Below are 22201 nucleotides of genomic sequence, written 5' to 3'. Positions count from 1 at the left end.
AATGCTCGTAAATTTACGGAATTTTTAATCAGAATGGTAAAGATAGGTAACATCGAGCTAGGCTCATTCCCATTGCTTTTAGCGCCCATGGAGGACGTATCAGATCCGCCGTTCCGCGCGGTATGTAAAGCAAACGGCGCTGATTTGATGTATACGGAATTTATTTCCTCCGAAGGACTGATTCGGGACGCTGCAAAAAGTGTTCAAAAACTCGATATTTTCGAATACGAACGCCCGATTGGGATTCAACTTTTTGGTAGTTCCATCGAAACGATGGCCTCTTGCGCAGAAATCGCCACGAAAGCTGGTCCAGATTTAATTGACATTAATTACGGCTGCCCCGTGAAACAGGTGGCCTGCAGAGGTGCTGGAGCCGCTTTATTACAAGATATCCCTAAAATGGTGGCGATGACCAAAGCTGTTGTCGATGCCACCCACTTACCAGTGACCGTTAAAACACGATTAGGCTGGGACGATTCTACAAAAAATATTGAGGATGTGGCCGAAAGACTTCAGGACATCGGGATTCAAGCGTTAACCATTCACGGCAGAACGCGCGTACAGATGTACAAAGGTGCTGCCGACTGGGAATTGATCTCAAAAGTGAAGAATAACCCACGGATCAAAATTCCTATTTTCGGAAACGGCGACATTGATTCGCCTGAAAAAGCCAAAGAATACCGTGATCGCTACGAAGTGGATGGCATTATGATCGGACGGGCGTCCATCGGATACCCTTGGATTTTCAATGAGATCAAACATTATTTAGCCACGGGAGAACATTTGGCCCCTCCTACCCTTCAACAACGTTTACAAGTTTGCCTCGATCACCTCGACTTCTCGATCCGCTGGAAAGGAAATCACGGGGGAATCGTCGAAATGCGCCGCCATTACGCGAATTATTTCCGCGGAATGGACCATTTCAAACCTTTCAGAACTCGTTTAGTCACTACCTATGAATTCGAAGAAATCAAAGGGATTCTAAACGAAATCGCAGCGCATTACGCTGGAGAACCCTTACACGCCTAATGGAAAACAAGCCAAAATCCCCTGTATTACTCGTCATCTTAGCCTTTACGGCCCTATCCTTAATCTGGGGAAGCTCTTTCATCTTGGTGAAGAAAAGTTTAGTCTATTACAGCTCACCGCAAGTGGGTGCTTTGCGCATATTTGCAGCCTTTATTTTCTTTATTCCTGTGTTTTTAAGACAAAGACACGAGATAAAAAAGGAACATTGGAAGAGTTTTTTATTGGCCGGTTTAACGGGAAATTTAATCCCAGCGATCCTATTTTCTATTGCCGGAAAGCACTTGACTTCTGCCTTATCAGGGATGCTAAATGCCTTCACTCCTTTGTTTACGTTAATTGTAGGTATTCTTTTGTTCAAGCAGGGTTTTCAATGGCGCCAAATGCTAGGTATCGTACTAGGAATCGCAGGCTGTTTCGGCTTGATCGTAGGTGGTGAAGGATTCAACATTGATTTTAATTACCACGCACTTTGGGTGGTGTTAGCTACCTTCTTGTATGGTTTTAACCTACATATCGTGAAGACCAAATTATCTGGATTAAATCCCTTTACGTCTACGGCGGGCATCTTTATGGCGATTGGACCGCTTTCATTGATCCTATTAGCCTCCACGGGATTCTTCTCTCAAGCCATCGAATGGTGGCCGTTTTTAGCCGCTTGTTCTTTAGGCGTTTTCGGCTCAGCCATCGCGATGGTGTTATTTAATCAATTGATCAAATGGACGAACGCGATTGTGGCCAGTTCCGTTACCTACATCATTCCAATAGTGGCCGTAGGTTGGGGCGTTTTCGATGGCGAACAAGTATACATTTCGCAAGTGGTTGCGATGATTGTGCTATTAATCGGGGTTTACGAAATCAACCGATCAAAGGCTTGATTTTAATTCGATTATTTTTGATTCAATAATGGGCCCACGTTCTCCAATTCCATTCTCGTTGAAAGCTTCAATTTGGAAATAATAGGTCTTGCCGCGGTCCATGGATTTGAAATAATATTCATTCGCCCCAAAAACCTGCACTGACGTGTACATTTTGTCCGGTGCAATTCCAGAGTAGATGACATAACCCGTCGCATTCGGCTTGTGACCCCATTTTAACCAGGCGCTGCGCGAATCATGTTCGCCCCGCAAGACCAATAGATCCTTAATGACACCCGGCTTTTGGCCATGTCCAAAACCAAAGGCCCGAATCCCCGAAATCGCGAATTTACCCGCCGCCATGTGGTGATTTACTAACTTTAAATACCTCACTTCCACAGGCTGCTGAAGCTCAACATAATCATGCGGAATGTCTGTTTTATTCGTAGACTTATCGATAATCAACTCCCATTTCTGGCCATCTTTGCTACCTAATACTTGGTATTGATGGTAAATACCATTCATTTTCCCTAAGAAACTCGAATCAACATCTTGATCCGCATAATTCAATTGCAAGGCTTTCAACGTAGAAACCTCTCCTAAATCCGTCTCAATCCACTCCCCTTTCTTTGAAGAGGCCGCAGACCAATAAGTTTTCATTTGCTCATCTACCGCAAAATTTGCGGAATACCCCGGCAAACTCGATGATACGCGCACCGGTTTATTGTAATTCAACAGCATCCAGCCCGTGAATAAATCCGACGGAGTATCCACTTTTTTGGTAGGCATATAGTAGGGATAATCCCCATAGGCCGTATTCGTGTACATAATTCCGTCTTGATCAAAATACGTAGGCCAAAGTCCTAACCGACGTTCAAAACTATTCTTCACCGCAATGGTAATTGTGGAAACGTGCCACCAATTGCCATATTGGCCCTCAAAAGTCGCACCGTGCCCCGCACCTCGTGTAAATCCACCCGGTTTGAACGAAAATGGGTTGTGTGCTTGGTAGGTAAACGGCCCCATCGGATGATCTGCCGTATACACCCCATCACCGTAGGCCGAAAATTCAGTCCCCGGCGCCCCATATTGTAAATAATATTTCCCCTTGTATTTATTCATCCAGGCTCCCTCCATAAAGGGCTTCAAGAAGGTATTGTCCTGGTATTCGCCAAAACGCTCCCAGCCATGCAACTCATCATTTAATTTAATCAAGTCCTTGCGTTCCCCGATGGGCTGCAAAGTCTTCCGATCCAACTCCTGTCCATACATCGGATAAAAATTACTTGAACCGTGGTATAAATACAGTCGATTGTCGTCATCTAAAAAAAAAGCGGGATCCCAGGCACCTGCCGTAAAAGCGTGCACAGCTTCTTTCCAGGTATCCGTTTCCGGTTTTTGGGAATACCAAAGCGTAAAATCCTTTGCATACGTGGATCCGATCACTAATAAACTGTCCCCTAGCGTAAGCGTCGCTGGTGCACACAATTCATCATAGACTTTATGGTAAGGTTGCAAGAAGCGGCGCGACACAAAGTTCCATTGTAGCATATCCTTGCTCCACCAATAGCCCCATTGGTTCGTGGAAAACAAGTAGTATTTCCCTTTAAAATACGAAATCACGGGATCAGCTGTGGCTCGGTGACGCCCCTGTTCTGAGAAATTAGGGATAGGTGTAAAACCATAATCCAAGTTCATCGGGTTACAATAAGTAGAAGGCGACGAAACGGTTTGCGCGCTAGCTGAAAAAGTAAAAGACAAAATAAAAAGCAGCAATGCTGGAACAATTTTCATAGTTTTGAGGTCATATAGGTGCCAGTCAAATCCGGCCTAATCGATGAGCAAATTAAATAAATTTCAGGGAATTATTTGGGCGATAGTATTGATTACGTTGTGGAGCGCGAATTTAGCCTATTGGATCAACGCAGATTTCAGCTGGTCTGACCCTTGGATTTACGTCGCCATTCTTATTCAAACGCATTTGTACACGGGCTTATTCATTACTTCACATGATGCCATTCATGGAGTAGTTTATGCAGAAAATCCTCGCCTAAATCACGCCATCGGACGTTTATGCACCATCCTTTTCGCTTTTAACGATTACAGCACTTTACGTGCCAAACACCATTTGCACCACGCTCATGTCAATACGGATAATGATCCAGATGTACACCAGGGTCCCTTTTTGTTCTGGTGGTTCAAATTTATTTGGCAATATGTGACTTGGAAACAAGTGCTGGCGATGGCCATTACCTATAATGTGTTGAAGATCTGGTTCCCCATGTGGAATTTGATCTTGTTTTGGGAAGTGCCCGCGATCTTGAGTACGCTGCAATTATTTATTTTCGGAACCTATTTGCCGCACCGAGGTGAACACGCAGCGGACAACAAACAGCAATCAAGAAGCCAAAGTAAAAACCATATTTGGGCGTTTATTTCCTGCTACTTTTTTGGCTATCATTTTGAACACCATGCGCATCCCTATTTGCCTTGGTATAAATTACCCAAAGCCAAGGACGAAAGCCTTGCCTAGACCTAGATTTTTCCTAAATTTGCATCGCACAAAATCGACATAAACGAGCTCCTCATGAAAGAACCTAAATACAAACGCATTTTATTGAAACTTTCAGGCGAATCTCTTTCGACAGATGGAGAAGTGATTGACCCAACCATTCTTGGTCAATATGCCGCTGAAATCAAAAAGGTGCATGATTTAGGAGTTGAAGTAGCTATCGTGATTGGTGGTGGCAATATATTCCGCGGTGCGAGTGCTGCTAAAGCAGGCATTGACCGCGTGCAAGGCGATTACATGGGCATGTTAGCGACTGTAATTAACGGAATGGCGGTTCAGGCTTCTTTGGAAAAACAAGGATTGTACACACGCATGATGACAGCCATCAAAGTAGAAGCCGTTTGCGAACCCTTCATCCGCCGCCGTGCGATGCGTCACTTAGAAAAAGGCCGTATCGTGATTTTTGGTGCAGGGACAGGTAACCCGTATTTCACAACAGATTCTACTGCCTCTCTTCGGGCCATCGAAATCGAAGCCGATGTGGTATTAAAAGGAACTCGCGTGGATGGAGTCTACACCGCTGATCCAGAGAAAGATGCGACGGCGACTCGCTATACGCATTTGAGCTTTTCAGAGGCAATCTCTAAAGGCTTGAAAATTATGGATACCACGGCATTCACTTTATGCCAAGAAAATAACGTACCCATCATCGTGTTCGACATGAACAAGGAGGGTAACTTAGCCGCCTTAGTATCGGGTGAGGATGTAGGAACATTAATTAGTTAATTGATAAAATGGAAGAAATCGAATTCTATATTGACGCCACTGTCGAAACCATGGACGGTGCGATCAAGCACTTAAACATTGAGTTATCGAAGATTAGAGCTGGTAAAGCGAGCCCATCCATGTTAGATGGTTTGACCATCGATTATTATGGTATGCAGACGGCTATTTCAGGTGCTGCTTCAGTCACCACTCCAGATGCGCGTACGATTGCGATTAAGCCTTTTGAGAAAGGAATTTTCGCGGAGATTGAGAAGTCTATCCGTAACTCCAGCTTAGGTTTGAATCCAATGAATGATGGGGAAATCATTCGTTTATCAATCCCTCCATTAACAGAAGAGCGTCGCCGTGATCTAGTGAAGCGTTGCAAGCAAGAAATTGAAGTGGCTAAGATCAATATCCGCAATGCCCGTCAAGACGGAAACAATAGCATCAAGAAGTTAAAAGGAGATGGCGTTTCAGAAGATGCGATCAAAGAGGCAGAAGATAAGATCCAAAAGAAAACGGATGCCTACATCGCGAAGATCGACCAGGTCTTTAACGAAAAGGAGAAAGACATCATGTCAGTATAAATAGAAAGCCTCGAAATTCGAGGCTTTTTTTATAGTTCTAAACCCAAGGCATAACCCGTTTCAAGCATTCTGCGAATGTCCATTTTCGTAAAACGTTGGATATCGATGCTGAGAGGTTGCTTCGGTCGAATAATCGTTAATTTCACTTCCGAACGCTGCATTCGAAGGTCCGCATTCAAAATCTCATTTACCGCGATATCCATCACCCGATCGACTAAGGCTAATAAATCTCCGGAATCAAAGTCCCCTCCCTCAATCATCTCGGTGTGACAGGCAATGACCACAATTTCTTTGGCCCCATCATTAATAGCCTTCTGTAAAGGCGCTACATCACGTAAACCGCCATCTAAGTAGGATTTACGTTTCTCCGATTGAATCTGCACCACGGGCATCAAAATGGGCACAGCAGAGGACGCCATCAGGTAGTCCTGGAAATTTTCAAAACTAGGATCCACGTAATGCATTGATCCCTCCATAATATTCACAGCACCTACTTTTAAACCGACGGGACTTGCCTGTAAATTCCGATCCTGCAACACTTCACTCAACAGATTGCGCAAAGGACTCGTATCCACTAAACCTTTGAACTTCTTCGTCAGAGCTGTCCACCCTAATTGAAAAATGTTGAATGGTTTAGATAGGCAGGCTGGACAAGTAATTCGCAGTTCCCAGAAATCCCATAAATCCTGCGCTGCCTGTGGATAGGAAATAGGAGTTCCGCTATTCGCTTGTTGGCCAAACTGGTTCACTAAATAGGCTGCATTTAAGCTTCCAGCAGATACCCCATAAATCGCATCTGGCTGGTAACCTTTCTCAAAAAGCGCCTTGATAACTCCCGCTTGAAACGCCCCTTTGACGGAACCGCCCGCCAAGACTAAAATCTGACTCATAATACCTTTTTATCCACAATTCTGATTAAATTTACGCAATTTACTGATTCAAACAATCCCCATGCCCTACTCTATCTCTTCTATTCAAGCCCCCATCGATGATTCGATGAAGGCATTCGAAGGGAAGTTCAAAACTTTCATGAAGACTAAAGTGATGTTGCTCGACACCATCATGCATTATATTGTCCAAAGAAAGGGAAAACAGATGCGACCCATGTTCGTCTTCTTGACGGCAGGATGTATGGGAGAGATCACGGAGAAAACATTTAGGGGAGCAGCTCTCATTGAGCTATTGCACACCGCCACTCTAGTCCACGACGACGTCGTTGATGATTCGAATTATAGACGCGGTTTCTTTTCCATTAATGCGATTTGGAAGAATAAGATTGCCGTTTTAGTGGGTGATTACTTACTTTCTAAAGGACTTTTACTTTCCGTAGAAAACGAGGATTTCGATCTTTTAAAATCGGTGTCTACGGCCGTTCGCGAAATGTCAGAAGGTGAATTATTGCAAATCGAAAAAGCACGAAAACTAGACATTACTGAAGATGTCTATTTTGATATTATTACGAAGAAAACGGCGACGCTAATCGCTGCTTGCTGTGCAGTCGGATTTCAATCTGCCGGCGCTGATGCGGAGATGGTGGAGAAGGCGCGTTTGTTTGGCGAGAAAGTAGGTATCGCTTTCCAAATCAAAGATGACCTTTTTGATTACGGGGATGCCGAAATTGGGAAACCTTTGGGAATCGATATCAAAGAGAAAAAGATGACCTTGCCGCTGATTTTTGCCCTTCAAAACACAGACACTTCGACTAAAAAGCGTATCATTCAGATGATCAAAAAAGAGTCAGAGGATACTAATAAAGTGCGCGAGGTGATTGATTTCGTTAAATCGACCGGAGGCTTGGCTTACGCAAACCAAAAAATGAATGAAATCGCAGAGGAAGCTCGTGCGATCCTAGCGACTTTTCCCGCCTCAGTATACCGCAACTCGTTAGGCGACCTAATCAGCTACACGATAGAACGCAATAAATAAAAAAAGGGAACCATTTCTGATTCCCTTTCTCTTTTCAATTTTCAGATTAACGTGGGCCACCGAAGCCTCCGCCGCCACCACCCATACGCATGCCTGGCATACCCATTGGTTGTTGTGGAGCAGCTGGAGCCGCATCGCCTTCGCCTTTCGTATCGTCGTTATTCACTGATTTCTTTTTCTTCGTAGGACCAAAGCTCATTTTACCGATGCGGTAAGAGAAGTTGATCTTAAAGTTCATGTTGCGTAAGGTATTCTCACTCACCTGATTAATGGTAGGAGTTTTCGTTTCGCTGCGAATAACAAAACCATTTGGAGTGAAGAAATTCTCCGCACCGAATCCAATACTTCCCTTTTTATTCTTAAAGTCTTTCTTAAAGCTTAAACTATAAATTCCAAAGCCTCCTTGAGATCCCTGTAATTGAATTTGATTCACCCGGTAAAAGGAGAAAATTTGCGCTCCCCAGCCATTTCCGATGTTATAGTTACCAAAAACACGGAAGTTCTTTTGCAAGCCTTCATTCTTCGCATTCAATAATGGATCAGCCACATTGTTTGCTAATACCAAGTAAGAAAGATCACCGCCACCACCAATCATCAACTTGTTAGAAAGGTTCACATTCAAGTTCACATTCATTCCATAAGCATCTTCATTACCGATATTTCTAGACGTTGTTTTTACCGTATCGCCAAACACCTCTCTAATTTGATTAATCGCACCCGTCGTATTGCGAACAAAGAAGGAAGTAGAAATGTAGGTTTGTTTCACAAATTTACTGTACGAAACCTCGTAGTTATTCGTGTATTCCGGCGCTAAGTTCGGGTTACCCGTTGAGATATTTAAAGGGTTCGTTGCATTCACGTTTGGATTCAAATTTTGAATTCCTGGACGTTGAATACGGCGATTATAACTAAATCTCCAAGTACCTGATTTAAAGGTTTTAGACATATTGAAACTCGGAACTAACACACCATACGCTGGGATTACCGTATTTTGACCTTCTTTCTTTAAGAAACTAGCCGAAATATCCGTGTATTCATATCTCGCACCCGTCTTAATACTCCACTTATTCTTAGTGGTTAATGTGTAAGAACCATACGTGCTGTAGATATTCTGATTGTAATCAAACACGTTAGATGGCAAGATAGCCGAGTTCACTTGCGTATAAATACCTCCTGAAGTGCCTGTAAATGACTTGTAATCCGATGTCACATTACGAAGAATTCCTTTACCTCCAAACTCCAATAATTGATTCTTGCCTAGGGGTGTTTGGTAATCCATTTGGAACGTAGCCTCCTCGTTATACGACGTATTCTCATTCTTAATCGAGCTCATAATTTCGCTCATCGTCGACTTAGGATTTAAAATCAAATTATAGAAGTCATTCGCGCGGTTATTGCGGCTGTACATCGATAAGATGGAGAACTCGCGCTGTGCTTTTTCGAACGTATGCGTGTAGTCAATATTCACGTCCACGTTAGCTGATTCATCTAAGGAATTTGTATTACGTAGAGAGGAAACCACTCCATTTCTGATTTGTTGCAACCCATCTTGCCAGTTGTTACCGTTGCGAAGACCGAAACGTACACTAGAAGTAATCGAATTAAACTTGTTTATATCCCAATCAAAACCTAATTGGTAGTTACCAAATAAACCCTCCCGACGTGATTCTGCGGTTTGAACGTTAGTGGTCTGCAAGCCATTATTGGTAGTGATTTGTGTACTCTCAAACTTTCCGTTCACATTGTATTCTGAACGACCAAAACCACCTAAAGATAAGCCCCAATTCTTGTTTCTAAAATTTCCGTTCAAAGATAAATTAGATCCACGAACTCCAGCTGAAGAGTCAAAAGACAAGGTCAAACCTTGCAGGGTGTTTTTCTTCGTCACAATGTTAATGATACCCGCTGATCCTTCCGCATCGTACTTAGCAGATGGAGAAGTAATTACCTCCACTGTTTTGATCATATCTGCTGGAATTTGACGTAAGGCATCCGCAATATTAGAGGCCATAATCGTAGATGGCTTGTTGTTAATCAAGACCCTCACACTCGTAGAACCACGTAACGAGGGATTTCCATCTAAATCCACTGATAACATCGGAACCTTTTTCAAGACATCCGTTGCATCGCCCCCTCTATTAGAGGCATCTTTTTCTGCATTGTAAACGGTACGATCTACGCGCTCCTCAATGAGTGCCCGTTGACCTTCCACCGTCACTTCAGAAAGCATTTTAGAACTTGGTTGTAATTTAATAACCCCTAAATCGTGGTCATCATTCTTATCCGAAACGGTTACTAAAACCGTTTTACTTTCATAACCGATGAAGGAAGCTACGATTTTATAAGATCCCACAGCGACTTTGTTCAACGTAAATTTACCGACGCCGTCTGCCACGGTACCATCTACTGGTTTATTTGTTTTTGTATTGATGAGGGCCAAAGTGGCGAATTCCACTGGCTTGGAATCGGTTGAATCTAATAAGAATCCGATAATTTTTGCACTTCCTTTAGGCGCGGCTTGAGCCGTTCCAGGAATCACTGCTTCTTTCTTAGGCGTTGCACCAAAACCGCCCATTCCACCAGGAATCTGGGAAATACCGGCAAATGATAAACTCATTAGGGCGAATAGCGTAATTAATTTTTTCATTGTTTGTTGTTTAAACATCTTCATTTAACGAATGCAAAATTTGTACATTCTATCTAAAGGTCTTCTTTTTTGCGACCAAAAAGGGTAATTTGTAGTCCAATATGACATTCTCGATCCAGACTTCTCGGCTTACTTTAATCCCGCTAACGAACCAGCATTTGCAAGTTTGGCATCAATTAGGGCGCAAAGATCTGGAAAAAACACTAGATCTACAGCCTAACCGCTGGGAAATGGAATTGTTCTACGAACAAGAAACCCAGCAGGCTTTACGCGATTATTGGATTCCTCAGACAAGTAAATTTCCTTTGGACTACTATTGGTACACAAATTGGGAAATAATTCTTAGCGCCACGTCCTGCTCTGTGGGGGGAATTGGTTTTGCGGGGTTGCCAGATGATCAGGGAAGCACAGAGATTGGTTATGCGCTAGATCAGAAATACAGAGGACAAGGAATTGCCACCGAAGCGGTCAAGGCCTTGAGTGAATGGGCTTTTCAAGACACTGGCTTACAGATCATACGCGCAGAAACACCGGTGGACAATGCGGCATCGCAACGGGTTTTGGAGAAAAACCGCTTCCAAAAAACAGGGGAGAAAACACTGGCGCTCGAAAACCCCATGCAAGTTTTCACCTGGGAACGCCTTCGATACTGATCTTTTTCAGTAATTTTACTGAATTGCCAATGTTAGACAGCTAAACGCATGCAAAATTTCACTTCGGTTAAAGACGCTTACAATATTCAAAACTTAGTCAATGAGGCTTTGTTAATGAAGAAAACCCCGTATGCGGACAAGCACATTGGGAAAAACCGGACGCTCGGTTTATTATTCTTCAACTCCAGTCTTCGGACGCGCCTTTCCACCCAAAAAGCAGCTCAAAACCTCGGAATGGAGGTAATGATTATGAATGTGGGGGCAGATTCATGGCAATTAGAAATGAACGAAGGCGTCATCATGAATGGCGATAAGGCAGAACACATCTCAGAGGCTGCCGCTGTGGTAGGTTCGTATTGCGATATCGTGGGTGTTCGAAGTTTTCCTGGTTTAGTGGACCGGGAGCTCGATTACAGCGAACAAGTATTAAACCAATTTTTAAAATATACCGGACGTCCATTCCTAAGTTTGGAATCGGCTACCCGCCATCCCTTACAGTCCTTGACTGACTTAATTACGATTAACGAATTCAAGACCGTAGAGCGCCCTAAAGTGGTGTTAACCTGGGCTCCGCACGTCAAGGCTTTACCCCAATGTGTGCCAAATTCTTTCTCCGAATGGATGAATCGAGCAGACGTGGATTTTACGATTGCACATCCTAAAGGCTATGAATTAGCCCCTGAATTCGCTGGAAATGCGAAGATTTGCTACGATCCTAAAGAGGCGTATGAGGGTGCAGATTTTATTTATGCTAAAAACTGGTCATCCTACCAAGACTACGGAAAAATACTTTCTTCCGATCCCGCTTGGATGGTGGATGCCGCGAAAATGAGCCTTACAAACAATGCCAAATTCATGCACTGCCTTCCCGTTAGACGGAATTTAGTGGTCGCTGACGAGGTGATCGATTCCCCTAATTCGATTGTGATTCAACAAGCGGGTAACCGGGTTTGGGCGGCGCAGGCTGTTTTAAAAGAAATGATTTTAACCCTCATGAGAACGGAGAGCCCGTATTTATTCTAATGACTTCTAAACCCACCCTTCAAGTAGTTAAAATAGGCGGGAATGTCATCGACAATCCTTCTGCCCTAGCTAGCTTTTTGCAGGACTTTGCGTCCTTACCTGGCCCTAAATTGCTGGTGCATGGAGGCGGTAAGATTGCCACTCAAATGGCAGCTTCGATGGGAATCGAGAGTCAAATGATCGAGGGAAGACGTGTAACAGACGAAGAAAGCCTTCGTATTGTGACCATGGTTTATGCGGGTTGGATTAATAAATCGATTGTGGCCGAATTGCAAGGATTATCTTGTAATGCTTTGGGATTAACAGGGCCAGATGGTAGGATCGTGCTATCAAAAAAGAGAGCCGCGACACCCATCGATTATGGTTTTGTAGGAGATATCGTAACAGTGAATGCTGAATCGCTTTCCGGATTAGTGCAAGCCGGTTTTTCTCCTGTATTTGCGCCTATTACGGCAGATGCGGCAGGTCAACTATTGAATACGAATGCGGATACGATGGCACAGGCTTTGGCCATAGCCCTCAGCTCGTCATACGACGTTACCTTAACGTATTGCTTTGAAAAGAAAGGCGTCTTATTGGACCCCAATGACGACGATTCGGTCATTAGCTCCATCAATCCCGCCTCGTTTATCGACTTAAAAGAAAAAGGAATTGTCTCTGCGGGGATGATCCCAAAATTAGAGAATGCCCTGAAGGCCATCTCAGCAGGCGTTTCCGTGGTCAGATTATGCCACGCGGATAACTTGCAGAAAACCGAAATAGGAACGAAAATTAGTGCCTAACATGTACCAAGAAAGTCAATTTCTAGCCGCAAAAGACCTATTAGCTCAGCTAATAGCTTGCCCATCCATGAGTAAGGAGGAGCAAGGGACGGCGCAGATTTTGGTGGACTTTTTCATGGCGCAGGGCATTCAACCAAATCGCTTAGGAAATAATGTGTGGGCAACTAATTTGCATTTCGATGCGTCTAAGCCTACCATTCTACTGAATTCCCACCACGACACCGTAAAGGCGAATGCTTCCTGGACCTTTGATCCCTTCAAAGCGACAGAACAAGAGGGGAAATTGATCGGCTTAGGTTCGAATGATGCAGGCGCTAGTTTGGTTTGTTTGATGGCGACCTTTGTTTCTTTTTACGCTGTCGAAAACCTAGGCTTCAACCTTTTGATAGCAGCTAGCGCGGAGGAAGAAATATCGGGAACGGGTGGAATTGAAGCTCTTTTAAATTCAGGCCATTTACCTCGTATCGATTTTGCGATCGTGGGCGAACCCACGGATTGCGCGATGGCGATTGCGGAAAAAGGCCTGATGGTCGTAGATGCGAAAGTAAAAGGGATTGCGGGCCACGCGGCGAGAAATGAGGGAGTGAATGCCATTTACTTGGCTTTGGAAGATATCCAACACATCCAAAATCATACTTTCCAGAAGGTTTCGGACCTATTAGGACCGGTAAAAACAACAGTAACCGTCATCAACGCAGGTAAACAACATAACGTGGTTCCAGATACTTGCGATTACGTGATCGATTGCCGGGTGAATGAATGTTATTCTCTAGAAGAAGTTCTGGCAGAATTAAAAACCATCGTTCAGGCCGAATTAACGCCTAGATCGATGCGTTTAAACTCCAGCAGAATGGAGGAATCACATCCGCTAGTGCAAGCGGCAAAAGGTTTAGGCATCAACTTATTCGGCTCTCCTACCCTTTCCGATCAAGCTTTATTGACAATACCCTCTGTCAAAATCGGTCCCGGACACTCCGGCAGATCACATACGGCAGACGAATATATTTTCTTGGATGAACTGAAACAGGGCATCCAAACCTATCAAAATCTCTTAATCAACCTAAGCATTTAAGATTGTGGCAAAACTTTGGCAAAAAGAAAATCAGACGACAGACGCTAAAATCGAGAAATTCACGATTGGGAATGACCCCGTGTATGACTTGCAATTAGCGCGCTATGATGTGCTGGGTTCCCTGGCTCACATCACGATGTTAGAGAAAGTCGGTTTGCTGGGTGCGGACGAATTAAGTCCATTGTGTATTGAATTGAAAGCTATTTATGCCCAAATCGAAGCCGGCGATTTCACTATCGAAGACGGAATGGAAGATGTACATTCCCAAATCGAATACTTATTAACGCAGAAATTAGGCGATCAGGGTAAGAAAATACATGCGGGACGTTCTAGAAACGACCAAGTTTTAGTGGATTTGAAATTGTTTATGCGCGCTGAAATCCAGCACATCGCTGATGCAGTGGAGCGTTTATTTGATTTATTGATTGCCAAAAGCGAAGCCCATAAAAACGATTTATTACCCGGCTACACGCACTTACAGATTGCGATGCCTTCGTCTTTCGGACTTTGGTTCGGAGCTTATGCAGAAAGCCTGGTGGAGGATATTGAATTATTAGAAGCGGCCTTTCGCCTGGCAAACAAGAACCCGCTGGGTTCTGGTGCGGGATACGGATCGTCCTTTCCTTTGGACAGAAAATACACGACTGAATTATTAGGCTTCGAATCGCCGCACGTGAACGTCGTGAACGCGCAATTATCGCGCGGAAAGACCGAATTATTTGTCTTAACGGCCATTGCACAGATCGCCACGACGCTGAGCAAATTAGCGATGGATGTGTGCTTGTACAATTCCCAAAACTTCGGCTTCATCGAACTCCCTAACTCATTAACGACGGGAAGTTCGATCATGCCGCACAAGAAAAACCCAGACGTAGCCGAATTGCTAAGAGGGAAAGCCAACAAATTGAAGGCATTACCCAATCAATTACAGTTATTAACGAGCAACTTACCTTCAGGATACCACCGGGAATTCCAATTAACAAAAGAATTGTTGATGCCGGCGATTGAGGAAATTTTGGACGGATTAGAGATCACACACTATATGGTGAGCCATCTTAAAGTGAAGAAAGACCTGTTAGTGGACTCGAAATACGATTTATTGTTCTCGGTAGAAGAGGTGAATAAATTAGTCGTGCAAGGGGTTCCCTTCAGAGAAGCCTATCAAATAGTGGGAAAAAAGATCGAGGACGGCGCTTTCGATGGCAGCACGCGCGAGATCAATCACTCCCACTTAGGCAGTATTGGTAATTTAGGTTTGGCAGAAATTCAAGACCAAAAAGAAATCGCTTGGAAGCGTTTCGGTTTTGAAAAAGTCAACAAGGCTATCGCTGCATTAATTTCTTAATATACTTTCCTAGAATATCGAATTCTAAGTTCACCCGATCACCTACACTTAGTTGATGAAAAACGGTGTGTTCGTAGGTATACGGAATGATGCAAACGGTAAAGGAATCATCCTGCGAATCTACCACGGTTAGACTAGTGCCATTCACACAAATGGAGCCTTTTTCGACCGTGACGTGACCACTGCTTTTCGGATAGCTAAAGCGGTATTCCCAACTTCCATTCTGATCCGTTATTTCCGTACAAATTCCGGTTAAATCGACGTGACCTTGCACGATATGCCCATCAAAACGGGCGTTCGCTGCCATGCAACGTTCTAAGTTTACTTTTTGGTCTATCTTTAAATCACCCAAATTCGTCTTCTGCAAGGTCTCATCTATCGCCGTTACGCGGTATTGCTCTCTTTGAATCTCTACGACAGTCAAACAAACCCCGTTGTGTGCGAGCGATTGATCCACTTTCAATTCTTGCGTGAATGGACATGTGAACCAAAATTCCACATTCGTCCCCTTTGCTTCTGTCTTTACCAGCGATCCCATCGCCTCCACAATACCTGTAAACATCTGATTTATTTGCTAATTTTACGTACCCAAAATTACACCCATTCCCATGAAATTCAACAAATGGTTCCTCTTTCTGATTCCCATCATCGCAATTCTCGCCTATTTTAGCATTCCTACGGCGAAACCAGTCGAAGAAACGGGAGCAGATGTGCTGAAAATTCGCCGCGATAAAGACTCTGCCTTACAGGACGACGAAGAATCCCCCATTAAAGATAAAGCGACCTTCAAGGGTCTGAAGTACTACTCTTTCAACAAAGATTATATCGTCGATTTCGTCTTAGAAAAAGCGGAGAAAGCGAAAACGGTAGAATTAAAAATGACGGATGGGACGACGGAGAAATTAATTTTATTCGGAAAGATAAAAGGGGAAATCGGAGGATTCAGCATTTCTTTAACCTTGTATCAACATGATAATGGGGAATTCTTCCTACCCTTTAAAGACAAAACCGCCCCCACAGAAACCTATGGAGGCGGGCGTTTTTTAGATTTACCCCTAACAAATGTAAAAAACAATCGATTGCGGGTGGACTTTAATCTAGCATACAATCCTTATTGTGCATACAACGAAGATTTCGCCTGTCCCATTCCTCCCGCGGAAAACACCCTCCCGATTCGCATCGAGGCAGGTGAAAAACGTTTTAATTAACCTGATGTAGCGATGCCGCACCAGACAGGTCTTTATTAATTATTGGACTCCCTTTGTATTTCACGTGAGATGCGCCAGAGGCGTCTACTTTCAAGGATTTCTGAACGTGCACTGAAGCGCTACTGGCTCCAGAGGCTTCTATATCTGCATGACGTGATAAAAATTCCAAAGCCTTCAAGTGACTTGCACCCGAAGCATCCACCTTTAAATAATCGGATTGACCAGTGATTCTACAATCAGATGCACCACTTAATTCAATCCGTAATTTATCTGTTCTTAGACCTTCAGCGAATCCTTTAGCAGCTCCAGAAAACAACAAGCGCATTTCCTCTTCGTTAGTAAAGCCTTGCAAGTCAACCTTGCAAGCACCGGTGAATTCACCGCTTTCTAGGCGTGGCAGGGTGATGTTTACGATAACTCTAGAACGGCTATTATTCCAACTCCAATTCCAACCCTCCTCATACCCTATTTCTAATTTTCCAGCAGAGGTATTTACCTCTACGTCTTCGATATCTTTTTCTCGTCCTGTAATGGAAACAGCATACGTATTCCCTTTGTGAACATGTACTTCGAAGGCACTCCCTAACTCGATGGATTTGAAATTAGCTACTTTGAATTTTTTGGTAACTACCGCAGGATCTGCGAAGGAACTAAAAGCGACTAAAAAGGCGGCGAATAAAGACAAGATTTTTTTCATAGATTTTTTAATTTGTTGCTAGATGCTGACGTTTTAAAAAAGGTTGCATGTTATTTTATCACATTCCATTTATAACTCACTCCACTGCTCATTTTGTTGGAGAATTTCGAACTCTCATATTTCTTTCCTTGTACCATTTTAGAGACATTTACCTCTATTGAAGCATACTTATCAATGGCAATAAAGGCTTTCTCTACCGAAAAATCTCCCGCATTTAATTCCGCAGAATCAAATACACTCGCGTTCAATTGATTTCCAGCACCTTTCAAGGAAAGGGAGTGAAAGCCTCGTAAAATCACATCCATTTTAGCCGAAGTAAAACCTTCCATTGCAGTGCTCGCATTGCCACCTAATTCCACTTTAGTCAATTCAGGTACGACAATTTCCACCTGAATCCCTGGCTGAATTTTATCCAATACTAACACATTGTTCTCTACGTGAGCGGAGCTCTCTAAAGCTTGATTACCTCGGTAAGTGATTTTAGGAAGATCTCCTCTGGTAATTTTGATCTGAGAAGATTCGGTGTTTAAACCCGAAATAGAGCTGAAATTAACTAAGTCTTTTGTAATCGTAAATCCAATCTTTTCGTCTGAAAAATCCTCATTATTCGATTCTTCGTCGTTATGAGGCGTTCTATTTAAACAGATCAAACCCTTGTCAGCTGAGAAAGTCCAAAGCGACCCAATGAACAAATCCTGACCTTCTTCGTGAAAGTAGCCTGATTCTAATACATTGTCCATGTAGTAAGCGAAATCACGGGTCATGCTAAACGATTTGCCATAGGGAATCATAATCTTCACCTTTAGACGTTGCGCACGAAATTTGGAATTTCGTAGACCAAAATGGGTATCAAAACGAAGATCTTTGCCCTTTTGAAGGTAATTGTACTGAATCATTTTGGCATTCGTCTCCGCCTCTTTACGCGTCAGACCCTGCGATTTTGCGTAGGTAATTACCTGAATGGTCTTCCCATCATAGCCTTCAACTTCAATATTCGTACGATTAAAACGCTCCTCGTTGTAATCGTGGTTATCCTCATCCTCCTCAAAATCAAAGGTAAATTCTTCGACTTTTTCCCCCAGCATCATTTGCCAGATTGTCTCGTTGTCTTTTTTGTCGATATCTAACACATAAGTTGTCGAATCGGAAACCGCAATTTCTTTCATCTGATTGTAGGAGGCTGAACGTTGGAAGTTACGTCCTACAAAGGGAACTGCAGCAAATAATCCGATCCATCCCACGATGACCATGGTTGTGGAAACAATCTTATAGGTCTTATTATAGAATTTACGATTCGCTAACAAGGAAATACCTGCGATGACAATCGAAACAAACATCGGTAAGAAGGCCAAAACCAAAGCCGGCACCGTCCAGAATGGGAAGTCTTTCGCGATCAAATAAAGTGGTAAAGGACCCATATGAACAAGCTGTCCTTGATCAATTCCGGTAAATCCAAGCGTACATAAAGCTCCTATGACGATAATAAACGCAATACCCAAGATCAATAAGATGACCCCAAGTAGTATTTGAATGAACCAGCGAATGATATTTAAAGGTCCTTTCAAGGCAGAGAAAACCGTGGCAAAAATTCTAAAAGGGAATAGCAATACTTTCGTTAATGCTTTTTCTTCGGTTTCATTCGGTTGAACACTTTTCTTAATATTATTCTCAATATTTTCCAAAGTGATCGGTTCCCCCGTCATCTCCATCTTATCCTTCATCGTTTTAGCCTCTGGGGTAATCGCTAAGATCACGATATAAGCAATCACACCTGATCCAAATAGCCCCACAGACAAAACGGCTAATACACGTAACAAACCTACATCCCAACCCGTATAAGCGGCTATACCAGCCATCACTCCTCCGATCACTTTTTTCTCTGGATCGCGGTAAAATTTGCGGTATGATTTATCATCATCTGGAGTCATTTCACCCGGAATGGCCGCCCAAATAATGATGTAGGCCCAAAAAACGATGTTTCCTAAATGAAACAAAGGGAAACTAGCACTTAATAAGGCTAATAATACTAATCGAACCCAGATAGGATCTACCTCAAAATAACGAGCGATACCTGCCGCAACTCCCCCTAATTTCTTACGGGTAATGTCACGACGGAAAATTTTAGTAGCACCTTCTGTCTTAGGAGCGGTATAACCCTCTTTCTTATCTTCCTCCTCTTCCACTTGCTTGAAATCAGCAATGGTACCTAAAGAAGCGATTAAAGCATCCACGTGCTCCTGCGAAATAGCTTCCGTTTTTTCTGTTTCTCTGATGTTCCAAAATTTCTCTGCAATACTCGATTCGATATCTGCAATAATCTCTTTCGAACCTTCGAAAGACGCGAAATAAGCGTGAATGGATTTTAAATAGGTGTCTAAAGTAGCATAGGCATCCTCTTCGATGTGGAAGACAAATCCTGCGATATTAATTGATAAAGTCTTTTTCATATGGGGTATGGGTTAAGCCTGCGGAGAAGCGTTAGAGATTTGATTAACGGATGCTTGTAATTCATCCCAAGTCAAGGACATTTCTGTTAAGAACTCTTGTCCTTTTTCTGTTAATAAATAATATTTTCTAGGCGGCCCTGACACTGATTCTACCCAGCGATAGTCTAAAAAACCCGCATTTTTCAGGCGGGTTAATAAAGGGTACAAAGTTCCCTCCACTACCATAATTTTAGCGGAAGTTAATTCAGATAACATGGTCGAAGCATAAACCTCGCCCTTTGAGATAATTTTTAGAATACAGAATTCCAGTATTCCTTTTCTCATTTGCACCTTGGCATTTTCAATATCCATCGGTTGTTTGTTTAATTTGATGATGCAAATATAGACAAGGTACTATGTAATACAAAGTACCTTAGAAAATTTATTTGTGAATTTGGATAAACGGTAGGTAATTTGTGATAAACGTACCCTTTTGAGGGTAAGAAACGAATGATGTTTAAAGATTTTTCCTTGCCCTTAGCCTTTTACAACCGAGATACTTGGTTGAAAGTCGCCTTTTTCGCGGTCAGCGTGGTGATGGCAGGATTCTCCCTCTACTTTACCGATGGATTAGTGACGAAGCTAGAGGAGCGGGAAAAACAGCAAATTGAATTATATGCAGAAACGATTCGCTATGCGCTGACGAGTGATAATAACGCAGATATCAATTTCTTTTTCGAGCGAATTAAGAAAATCAATGAGAATAATACGATTCCCGTGATTTGGAAAGATGGTTCGGGTCATTTGAATTCAATCAATATTCCCATTCAGGAGAGTTTACCTACCGATAAGAAACAAGAGATCTTGCAGCAAAAATTGTTAGAAATTATTGCGGAGAACAACAAACCCATCGAAATGGATATGGGTTTCCAGAAAGAGTACATCTATTATGGGAATTCTAAATTGTTGAAATTATTGCGTTATTATCCTTTATCGCAATTATTAGTGGTTTTGATTATTGGTTTCCTCGGCTACATATTTCTTTCGTATTCGCGGAGGGCGGAGCAGAACCGGGTTTGGGTGGGTTTAGCGAAAGAAACGGCTCATCAGTTAGGCACCCCGCTTTCTTCGTTGACAGCCTGGGTCGAATTATTGCGCAATGAGCCTCATATCAATCCCGATATCGTAGTCGAATTATCGAAAGATATTCAACGCTTAGAAACGATTACAACACGTTTTTCGAATATTGGATCCACTCCAGTGCTAAAGCTAGAAGACATTGAAGCGGTCATTCAAAGCTTTATCAGCTACCTAAAAATTCGTATTTCGTCCAAAGTAACCATCGAAATACATTCCTCCTTAGCAGCGAATCAAACCGCTAATCTCAATAAATACCTATTTGAATGGGTCATTGAGAATATCTGTAAGAATGGAGTGGATGCGATGGGAGGTCACGGACAATTGCGGATAGAGTTAAAAGAGGGAAAGAATAATGTCATTCATATTGATATATCTGATACGGGAAAAGGTATTTTACCAAGTAATACCTCCAAAATCTTCTCCCCAGGCTTTTCTACTAAAAAGCGCGGTTGGGGATTAGGCTTAACTTTGGCAAAACGGATCATCGAAAATTACCACCAAGGTAAACTGATCTTGAAGGCTACCGAAATTAACAAAGGTTCTACCTTCCGCATTACCCTTCCTAAACCTGCCTAGATGACTGATCCTAATATCGTTTTTGGTTCTGCCTTATGTGTTATTGCGATCGGCTATACCCTGAAAAGTGCGGGATTTATTCAGGAACACGACGGAAAATCCTTATCGAAATTCCTCATGCATACGACTTTCCCTGCCTTGGTATTTTCGACCATGATTCGGGTAAACATAACCTGGGACCTCATCTACCTACCCTTGATTGCGATGTTTTTCGGGATGTTTTTATCCTTCTCTGCCTTTCATCTGTTTAAAAACACCGAGCCTGAAAACCGGGGTGTGATGACCCTGGGGAGTGCCGGATTTAACCTGGGCATCTTTGCTTATCCCTTAATTGAAGGAATTTTTGGAATTCAAGGGTTGACCTATGCGATTATGTTTGACCTAGGCAATTCAGTGGTGAACTTCTTCGTGAATTACGGGATGGGCAATTATTTTAGTCGAGGGCCAAAGAAAGACAACATTGCTGCTCACATTTTCAAACGGATTATTTCACTTCCACCGCTGCAGGCAATGGTATTAGGTGTGATGGTAAACGTGCTTCAGATAAAATTTCCTGTTTTCGCGCTAGATATCATTTCTACGATTGCCACAGGGAATAAGCCGATTGTTCTGCTATTAATGGGTATTTATTTCAGCGTGCGTCTATCTAAAAAATCCTATTACCGTGTATTTCAGGTATTAAGTTTGCGTTATGCGATGGGATTTTTAGTGGGTGGAATTTGTTTTTATTTATTGCCCTTTGACCTCGGTTTTCGCAACCTGTTGATGCTCTGCCTCATTTTACCAGTAGGAATGACAGTGATCACTTATTCGGACGAATTAAATTTAAATACACCTCTTGCCGCGTCACTAGTAAACATTTCCCTCGTCATCAGCTTCGCCATTATGTGGATCATGGTGAGTGTTTTCCACATGAGCGCGATTTAAACGATTTTTTTTGGTAATTTTATGAAACA

The 22201-nt window shown here is 42.8% G+C and carries 21 protein-coding genes; 14 read left to right on the top strand and 7 right to left on the bottom strand.

The window, feature by feature from the left end; translation table 11 throughout:
* Positions 1–33: 33 nt before the first annotated feature.
* Both dusB and G9X63_RS07950 read left to right on the top strand, forming a co-directional pair.
* Positions 34–1029 carry a tRNA dihydrouridine synthase DusB gene (gene dusB, locus G9X63_RS07955; RefSeq protein WP_130923633.1) on the top strand — a complete coding sequence of 332 codons (996 nt, stop codon included), beginning with the start codon at positions 34–36 and terminating at the stop codon, positions 1027–1029.
* Positions 1029–1904, top strand: a complete 876-nt coding sequence (locus G9X63_RS07950) for a DMT family transporter (protein ID WP_252622337.1) — start codon at positions 1029–1031, stop codon at positions 1902–1904. Before dusB ends, G9X63_RS07950 begins: the two co-directional genes overlap by 1 nt.
* Here the strand turns inward: G9X63_RS07950 and G9X63_RS07945 are convergent.
* Positions 1893–3677 (bottom strand): family 43 glycosylhydrolase, encoded by a 1785-nt coding sequence (locus G9X63_RS07945; RefSeq protein ID WP_130923635.1) that lies wholly within the window; start codon positions 3675–3677, stop codon positions 1893–1895. The two genes, G9X63_RS07950 and G9X63_RS07945, sit on opposite strands and share 12 nt — an antisense overlap.
* 43 nt (positions 3678–3720) lie before the next feature.
* Between G9X63_RS07945 and G9X63_RS07940 the strand changes: the two genes are divergently transcribed.
* Genes G9X63_RS07940 through frr form a run of 3 tightly spaced genes read left to right on the top strand, consistent with a single transcriptional unit; the run spans position 3721 to position 5750 of the window.
* Positions 3721–4416, top strand: a complete 696-nt coding sequence (locus tag G9X63_RS07940) for a fatty acid desaturase (protein ID WP_252622335.1) — start codon at positions 3721–3723, stop codon at positions 4414–4416.
* Between the two features lie 54 nt (positions 4417–4470).
* Positions 4471–5181: a UMP kinase gene (pyrH, locus tag G9X63_RS07935; RefSeq protein WP_130896084.1), complete on the top strand. Its 711-nt coding sequence runs from the start codon at positions 4471–4473 to the stop codon at positions 5179–5181.
* 8 nt (positions 5182–5189) lie between these two features.
* Positions 5190–5750, top strand: coding sequence for a ribosome recycling factor (frr, locus tag G9X63_RS07930; protein ID WP_130896083.1), 561 nt, complete (start codon positions 5190–5192; stop codon positions 5748–5750).
* A gap of 29 nt (positions 5751–5779) precedes the next feature.
* On the opposite strand, the gene G9X63_RS07925 is transcribed toward frr, so the two are convergent.
* Positions 5780–6640 (bottom strand): patatin-like phospholipase family protein, encoded by an 861-nt coding sequence (locus G9X63_RS07925; protein WP_130923637.1) that lies wholly within the window; start codon positions 6638–6640, stop codon positions 5780–5782.
* Positions 6641–6701: 61 nt separating this feature from the next.
* Between G9X63_RS07925 and G9X63_RS07920 the strand changes: the two genes are divergently transcribed.
* Complete coding sequence (locus G9X63_RS07920) at positions 6702–7676, top strand: polyprenyl synthetase family protein (protein ID WP_252622333.1); 975 nt, start codon at positions 6702–6704, stop codon at positions 7674–7676.
* Positions 7677–7722: 46 nt separating this feature from the next.
* On the opposite strand, the gene G9X63_RS07915 is transcribed toward G9X63_RS07920, so the two are convergent.
* Positions 7723–10323, bottom strand: coding sequence for a TonB-dependent receptor domain-containing protein (locus G9X63_RS07915; RefSeq protein ID WP_130896080.1), 2601 nt, complete (start codon positions 10321–10323; stop codon positions 7723–7725).
* A gap of 101 nt (positions 10324–10424) precedes the next feature.
* Between G9X63_RS07915 and G9X63_RS07910 the strand changes: the two genes are divergently transcribed.
* Genes G9X63_RS07910 through argH form a run of 5 tightly spaced genes read left to right on the top strand, consistent with a single transcriptional unit; the run spans position 10425 to position 15198 of the window.
* Positions 10425–10976, top strand: a complete 552-nt coding sequence (locus tag G9X63_RS07910) for a GNAT family N-acetyltransferase (protein ID WP_130896079.1) — start codon at positions 10425–10427, stop codon at positions 10974–10976.
* 48 nt (positions 10977–11024) lie between these two features.
* Complete coding sequence (locus G9X63_RS07905) at positions 11025–11999, top strand: N-acetylornithine carbamoyltransferase (protein ID WP_130896078.1); 975 nt, start codon at positions 11025–11027, stop codon at positions 11997–11999.
* Positions 11999–12781: an acetylglutamate kinase gene (argB, locus tag G9X63_RS07900; RefSeq protein WP_252622331.1), complete on the top strand. Its 783-nt coding sequence runs from the start codon at positions 11999–12001 to the stop codon at positions 12779–12781. Before G9X63_RS07905 ends, argB begins: the two co-directional genes overlap by 1 nt.
* 1 nt (position 12782) lies before the next feature.
* Entirely contained in the window at positions 12783–13853 is a 1071-nt protein-coding gene (locus tag G9X63_RS07895; RefSeq protein ID WP_252622329.1) for a M20 family metallo-hydrolase, read from the top strand.
* Positions 13854–13857: 4 nt separating this feature from the next.
* Entirely contained in the window at positions 13858–15198 is a 1341-nt protein-coding gene (gene argH, locus G9X63_RS07890) for an argininosuccinate lyase (protein WP_252622327.1), read from the top strand.
* Here argH and G9X63_RS07885 read toward each other — a convergent pair.
* Complete coding sequence (locus G9X63_RS07885) at positions 15176–15760, bottom strand: riboflavin synthase (RefSeq protein WP_252622325.1); 585 nt, start codon at positions 15758–15760, stop codon at positions 15176–15178. The two genes, argH and G9X63_RS07885, sit on opposite strands and share 23 nt — an antisense overlap.
* Positions 15761–15806: 46 nt before the next feature.
* Between G9X63_RS07885 and G9X63_RS07880 the strand changes: the two genes are divergently transcribed.
* Complete coding sequence (locus G9X63_RS07880; RefSeq protein WP_252622323.1) at positions 15807–16406, top strand: DUF1684 domain-containing protein; 600 nt, start codon at positions 15807–15809, stop codon at positions 16404–16406.
* Here G9X63_RS07880 and G9X63_RS07875 read toward each other — a convergent pair.
* From G9X63_RS07875 to G9X63_RS07865, 3 genes are read right to left on the bottom strand one after another with little or no spacing between them, the layout of a single operon-like run.
* Complete coding sequence (locus tag G9X63_RS07875; protein ID WP_130923645.1) at positions 16399–17103, bottom strand: head GIN domain-containing protein; 705 nt, start codon at positions 17101–17103, stop codon at positions 16399–16401. The two genes, G9X63_RS07880 and G9X63_RS07875, sit on opposite strands and share 8 nt — an antisense overlap.
* Before the next feature lie 50 nt (positions 17104–17153).
* Positions 17154–19550, bottom strand: a complete 2397-nt coding sequence (locus tag G9X63_RS07870) for a PspC domain-containing protein (protein ID WP_252622321.1) — start codon at positions 19548–19550, stop codon at positions 17154–17156.
* Between the two features lie 12 nt (positions 19551–19562).
* Positions 19563–19901 (bottom strand): PadR family transcriptional regulator, encoded by a 339-nt coding sequence (locus G9X63_RS07865; RefSeq protein WP_130896070.1) that lies wholly within the window; start codon positions 19899–19901, stop codon positions 19563–19565.
* Between the two features lie 138 nt (positions 19902–20039).
* On the opposite strand from G9X63_RS07865, the gene G9X63_RS07860 reads away from it, so the two are divergent.
* Both G9X63_RS07860 and G9X63_RS07855 read left to right on the top strand, forming a co-directional pair.
* Positions 20040–21245 (top strand): sensor histidine kinase, encoded by a 1206-nt coding sequence (locus G9X63_RS07860; RefSeq protein ID WP_252622319.1) that lies wholly within the window; start codon positions 20040–20042, stop codon positions 21243–21245.
* Entirely contained in the window at positions 21246–22172 is a 927-nt protein-coding gene (locus G9X63_RS07855) for an AEC family transporter (protein ID WP_252622317.1), read from the top strand.
* The last annotated feature ends 29 nt before the right edge of the window (positions 22173–22201 follow it).

It is taken from the genome of Aquirufa antheringensis, assembly GCF_023921165.1.
Lineage (GTDB): Bacteria > Bacteroidota > Bacteroidia > Cytophagales > Spirosomataceae > Aquirufa > Aquirufa antheringensis.
This window is presented reverse-complemented; position numbering and strand designations above follow the sequence as displayed.

Coding starts and splice junctions, on each gene's coding strand:
- G9X63_RS07895 (WP_252622329.1), top strand. CDS start 12,783: ATGTACCAAGAAAGTCAATTTCTAGCCGCAAAAGACCTATTAGCTCAG.
- G9X63_RS07915 (WP_130896080.1), bottom strand. CDS start 10,323: ATGAAAAAATTAATTACGCTATTCGCCCTAATGAGTTTATCATTTGCC.
- pyrH (WP_130896084.1), top strand. CDS start 4,471: ATGAAAGAACCTAAATACAAACGCATTTTATTGAAACTTTCAGGCGAA.
- G9X63_RS07920 (WP_252622333.1), top strand. CDS start 6,702: ATGCCCTACTCTATCTCTTCTATTCAAGCCCCCATCGATGATTCGATG.
- G9X63_RS07905 (WP_130896078.1), top strand. CDS start 11,025: ATGCAAAATTTCACTTCGGTTAAAGACGCTTACAATATTCAAAACTTA.
- G9X63_RS07865 (WP_130896070.1), bottom strand. CDS start 19,901: ATGGATATTGAAAATGCCAAGGTGCAAATGAGAAAAGGAATACTGGAA.
- G9X63_RS07945 (WP_130923635.1), bottom strand. CDS start 3,677: ATGAAAATTGTTCCAGCATTGCTGCTTTTTATTTTGTCTTTTACTTTT.
- G9X63_RS07870 (WP_252622321.1), bottom strand. CDS start 19,550: ATGAAAAAGACTTTATCAATTAATATCGCAGGATTTGTCTTCCACATC.
- G9X63_RS07855 (WP_252622317.1), top strand. CDS start 21,246: ATGACTGATCCTAATATCGTTTTTGGTTCTGCCTTATGTGTTATTGCG.
- argB (WP_252622331.1), top strand. CDS start 11,999: ATGACTTCTAAACCCACCCTTCAAGTAGTTAAAATAGGCGGGAATGTC.
- G9X63_RS07860 (WP_252622319.1), top strand. CDS start 20,040: ATGATGTTTAAAGATTTTTCCTTGCCCTTAGCCTTTTACAACCGAGAT.
- G9X63_RS07910 (WP_130896079.1), top strand. CDS start 10,425: ATGACATTCTCGATCCAGACTTCTCGGCTTACTTTAATCCCGCTAACG.
- G9X63_RS07950 (WP_252622337.1), top strand. CDS start 1,029: ATGGAAAACAAGCCAAAATCCCCTGTATTACTCGTCATCTTAGCCTTT.
- G9X63_RS07875 (WP_130923645.1), bottom strand. CDS start 17,103: ATGAAAAAAATCTTGTCTTTATTCGCCGCCTTTTTAGTCGCTTTTAGT.
- dusB (WP_130923633.1), top strand. CDS start 34: ATGGTAAAGATAGGTAACATCGAGCTAGGCTCATTCCCATTGCTTTTA.
- G9X63_RS07925 (WP_130923637.1), bottom strand. CDS start 6,640: ATGAGTCAGATTTTAGTCTTGGCGGGCGGTTCCGTCAAAGGGGCGTTT.
- frr (WP_130896083.1), top strand. CDS start 5,190: ATGGAAGAAATCGAATTCTATATTGACGCCACTGTCGAAACCATGGAC.
- G9X63_RS07880 (WP_252622323.1), top strand. CDS start 15,807: ATGAAATTCAACAAATGGTTCCTCTTTCTGATTCCCATCATCGCAATT.
- G9X63_RS07885 (WP_252622325.1), bottom strand. CDS start 15,760: ATGTTTACAGGTATTGTGGAGGCGATGGGATCGCTGGTAAAGACAGAA.
- G9X63_RS07940 (WP_252622335.1), top strand. CDS start 3,721: ATGAGCAAATTAAATAAATTTCAGGGAATTATTTGGGCGATAGTATTG.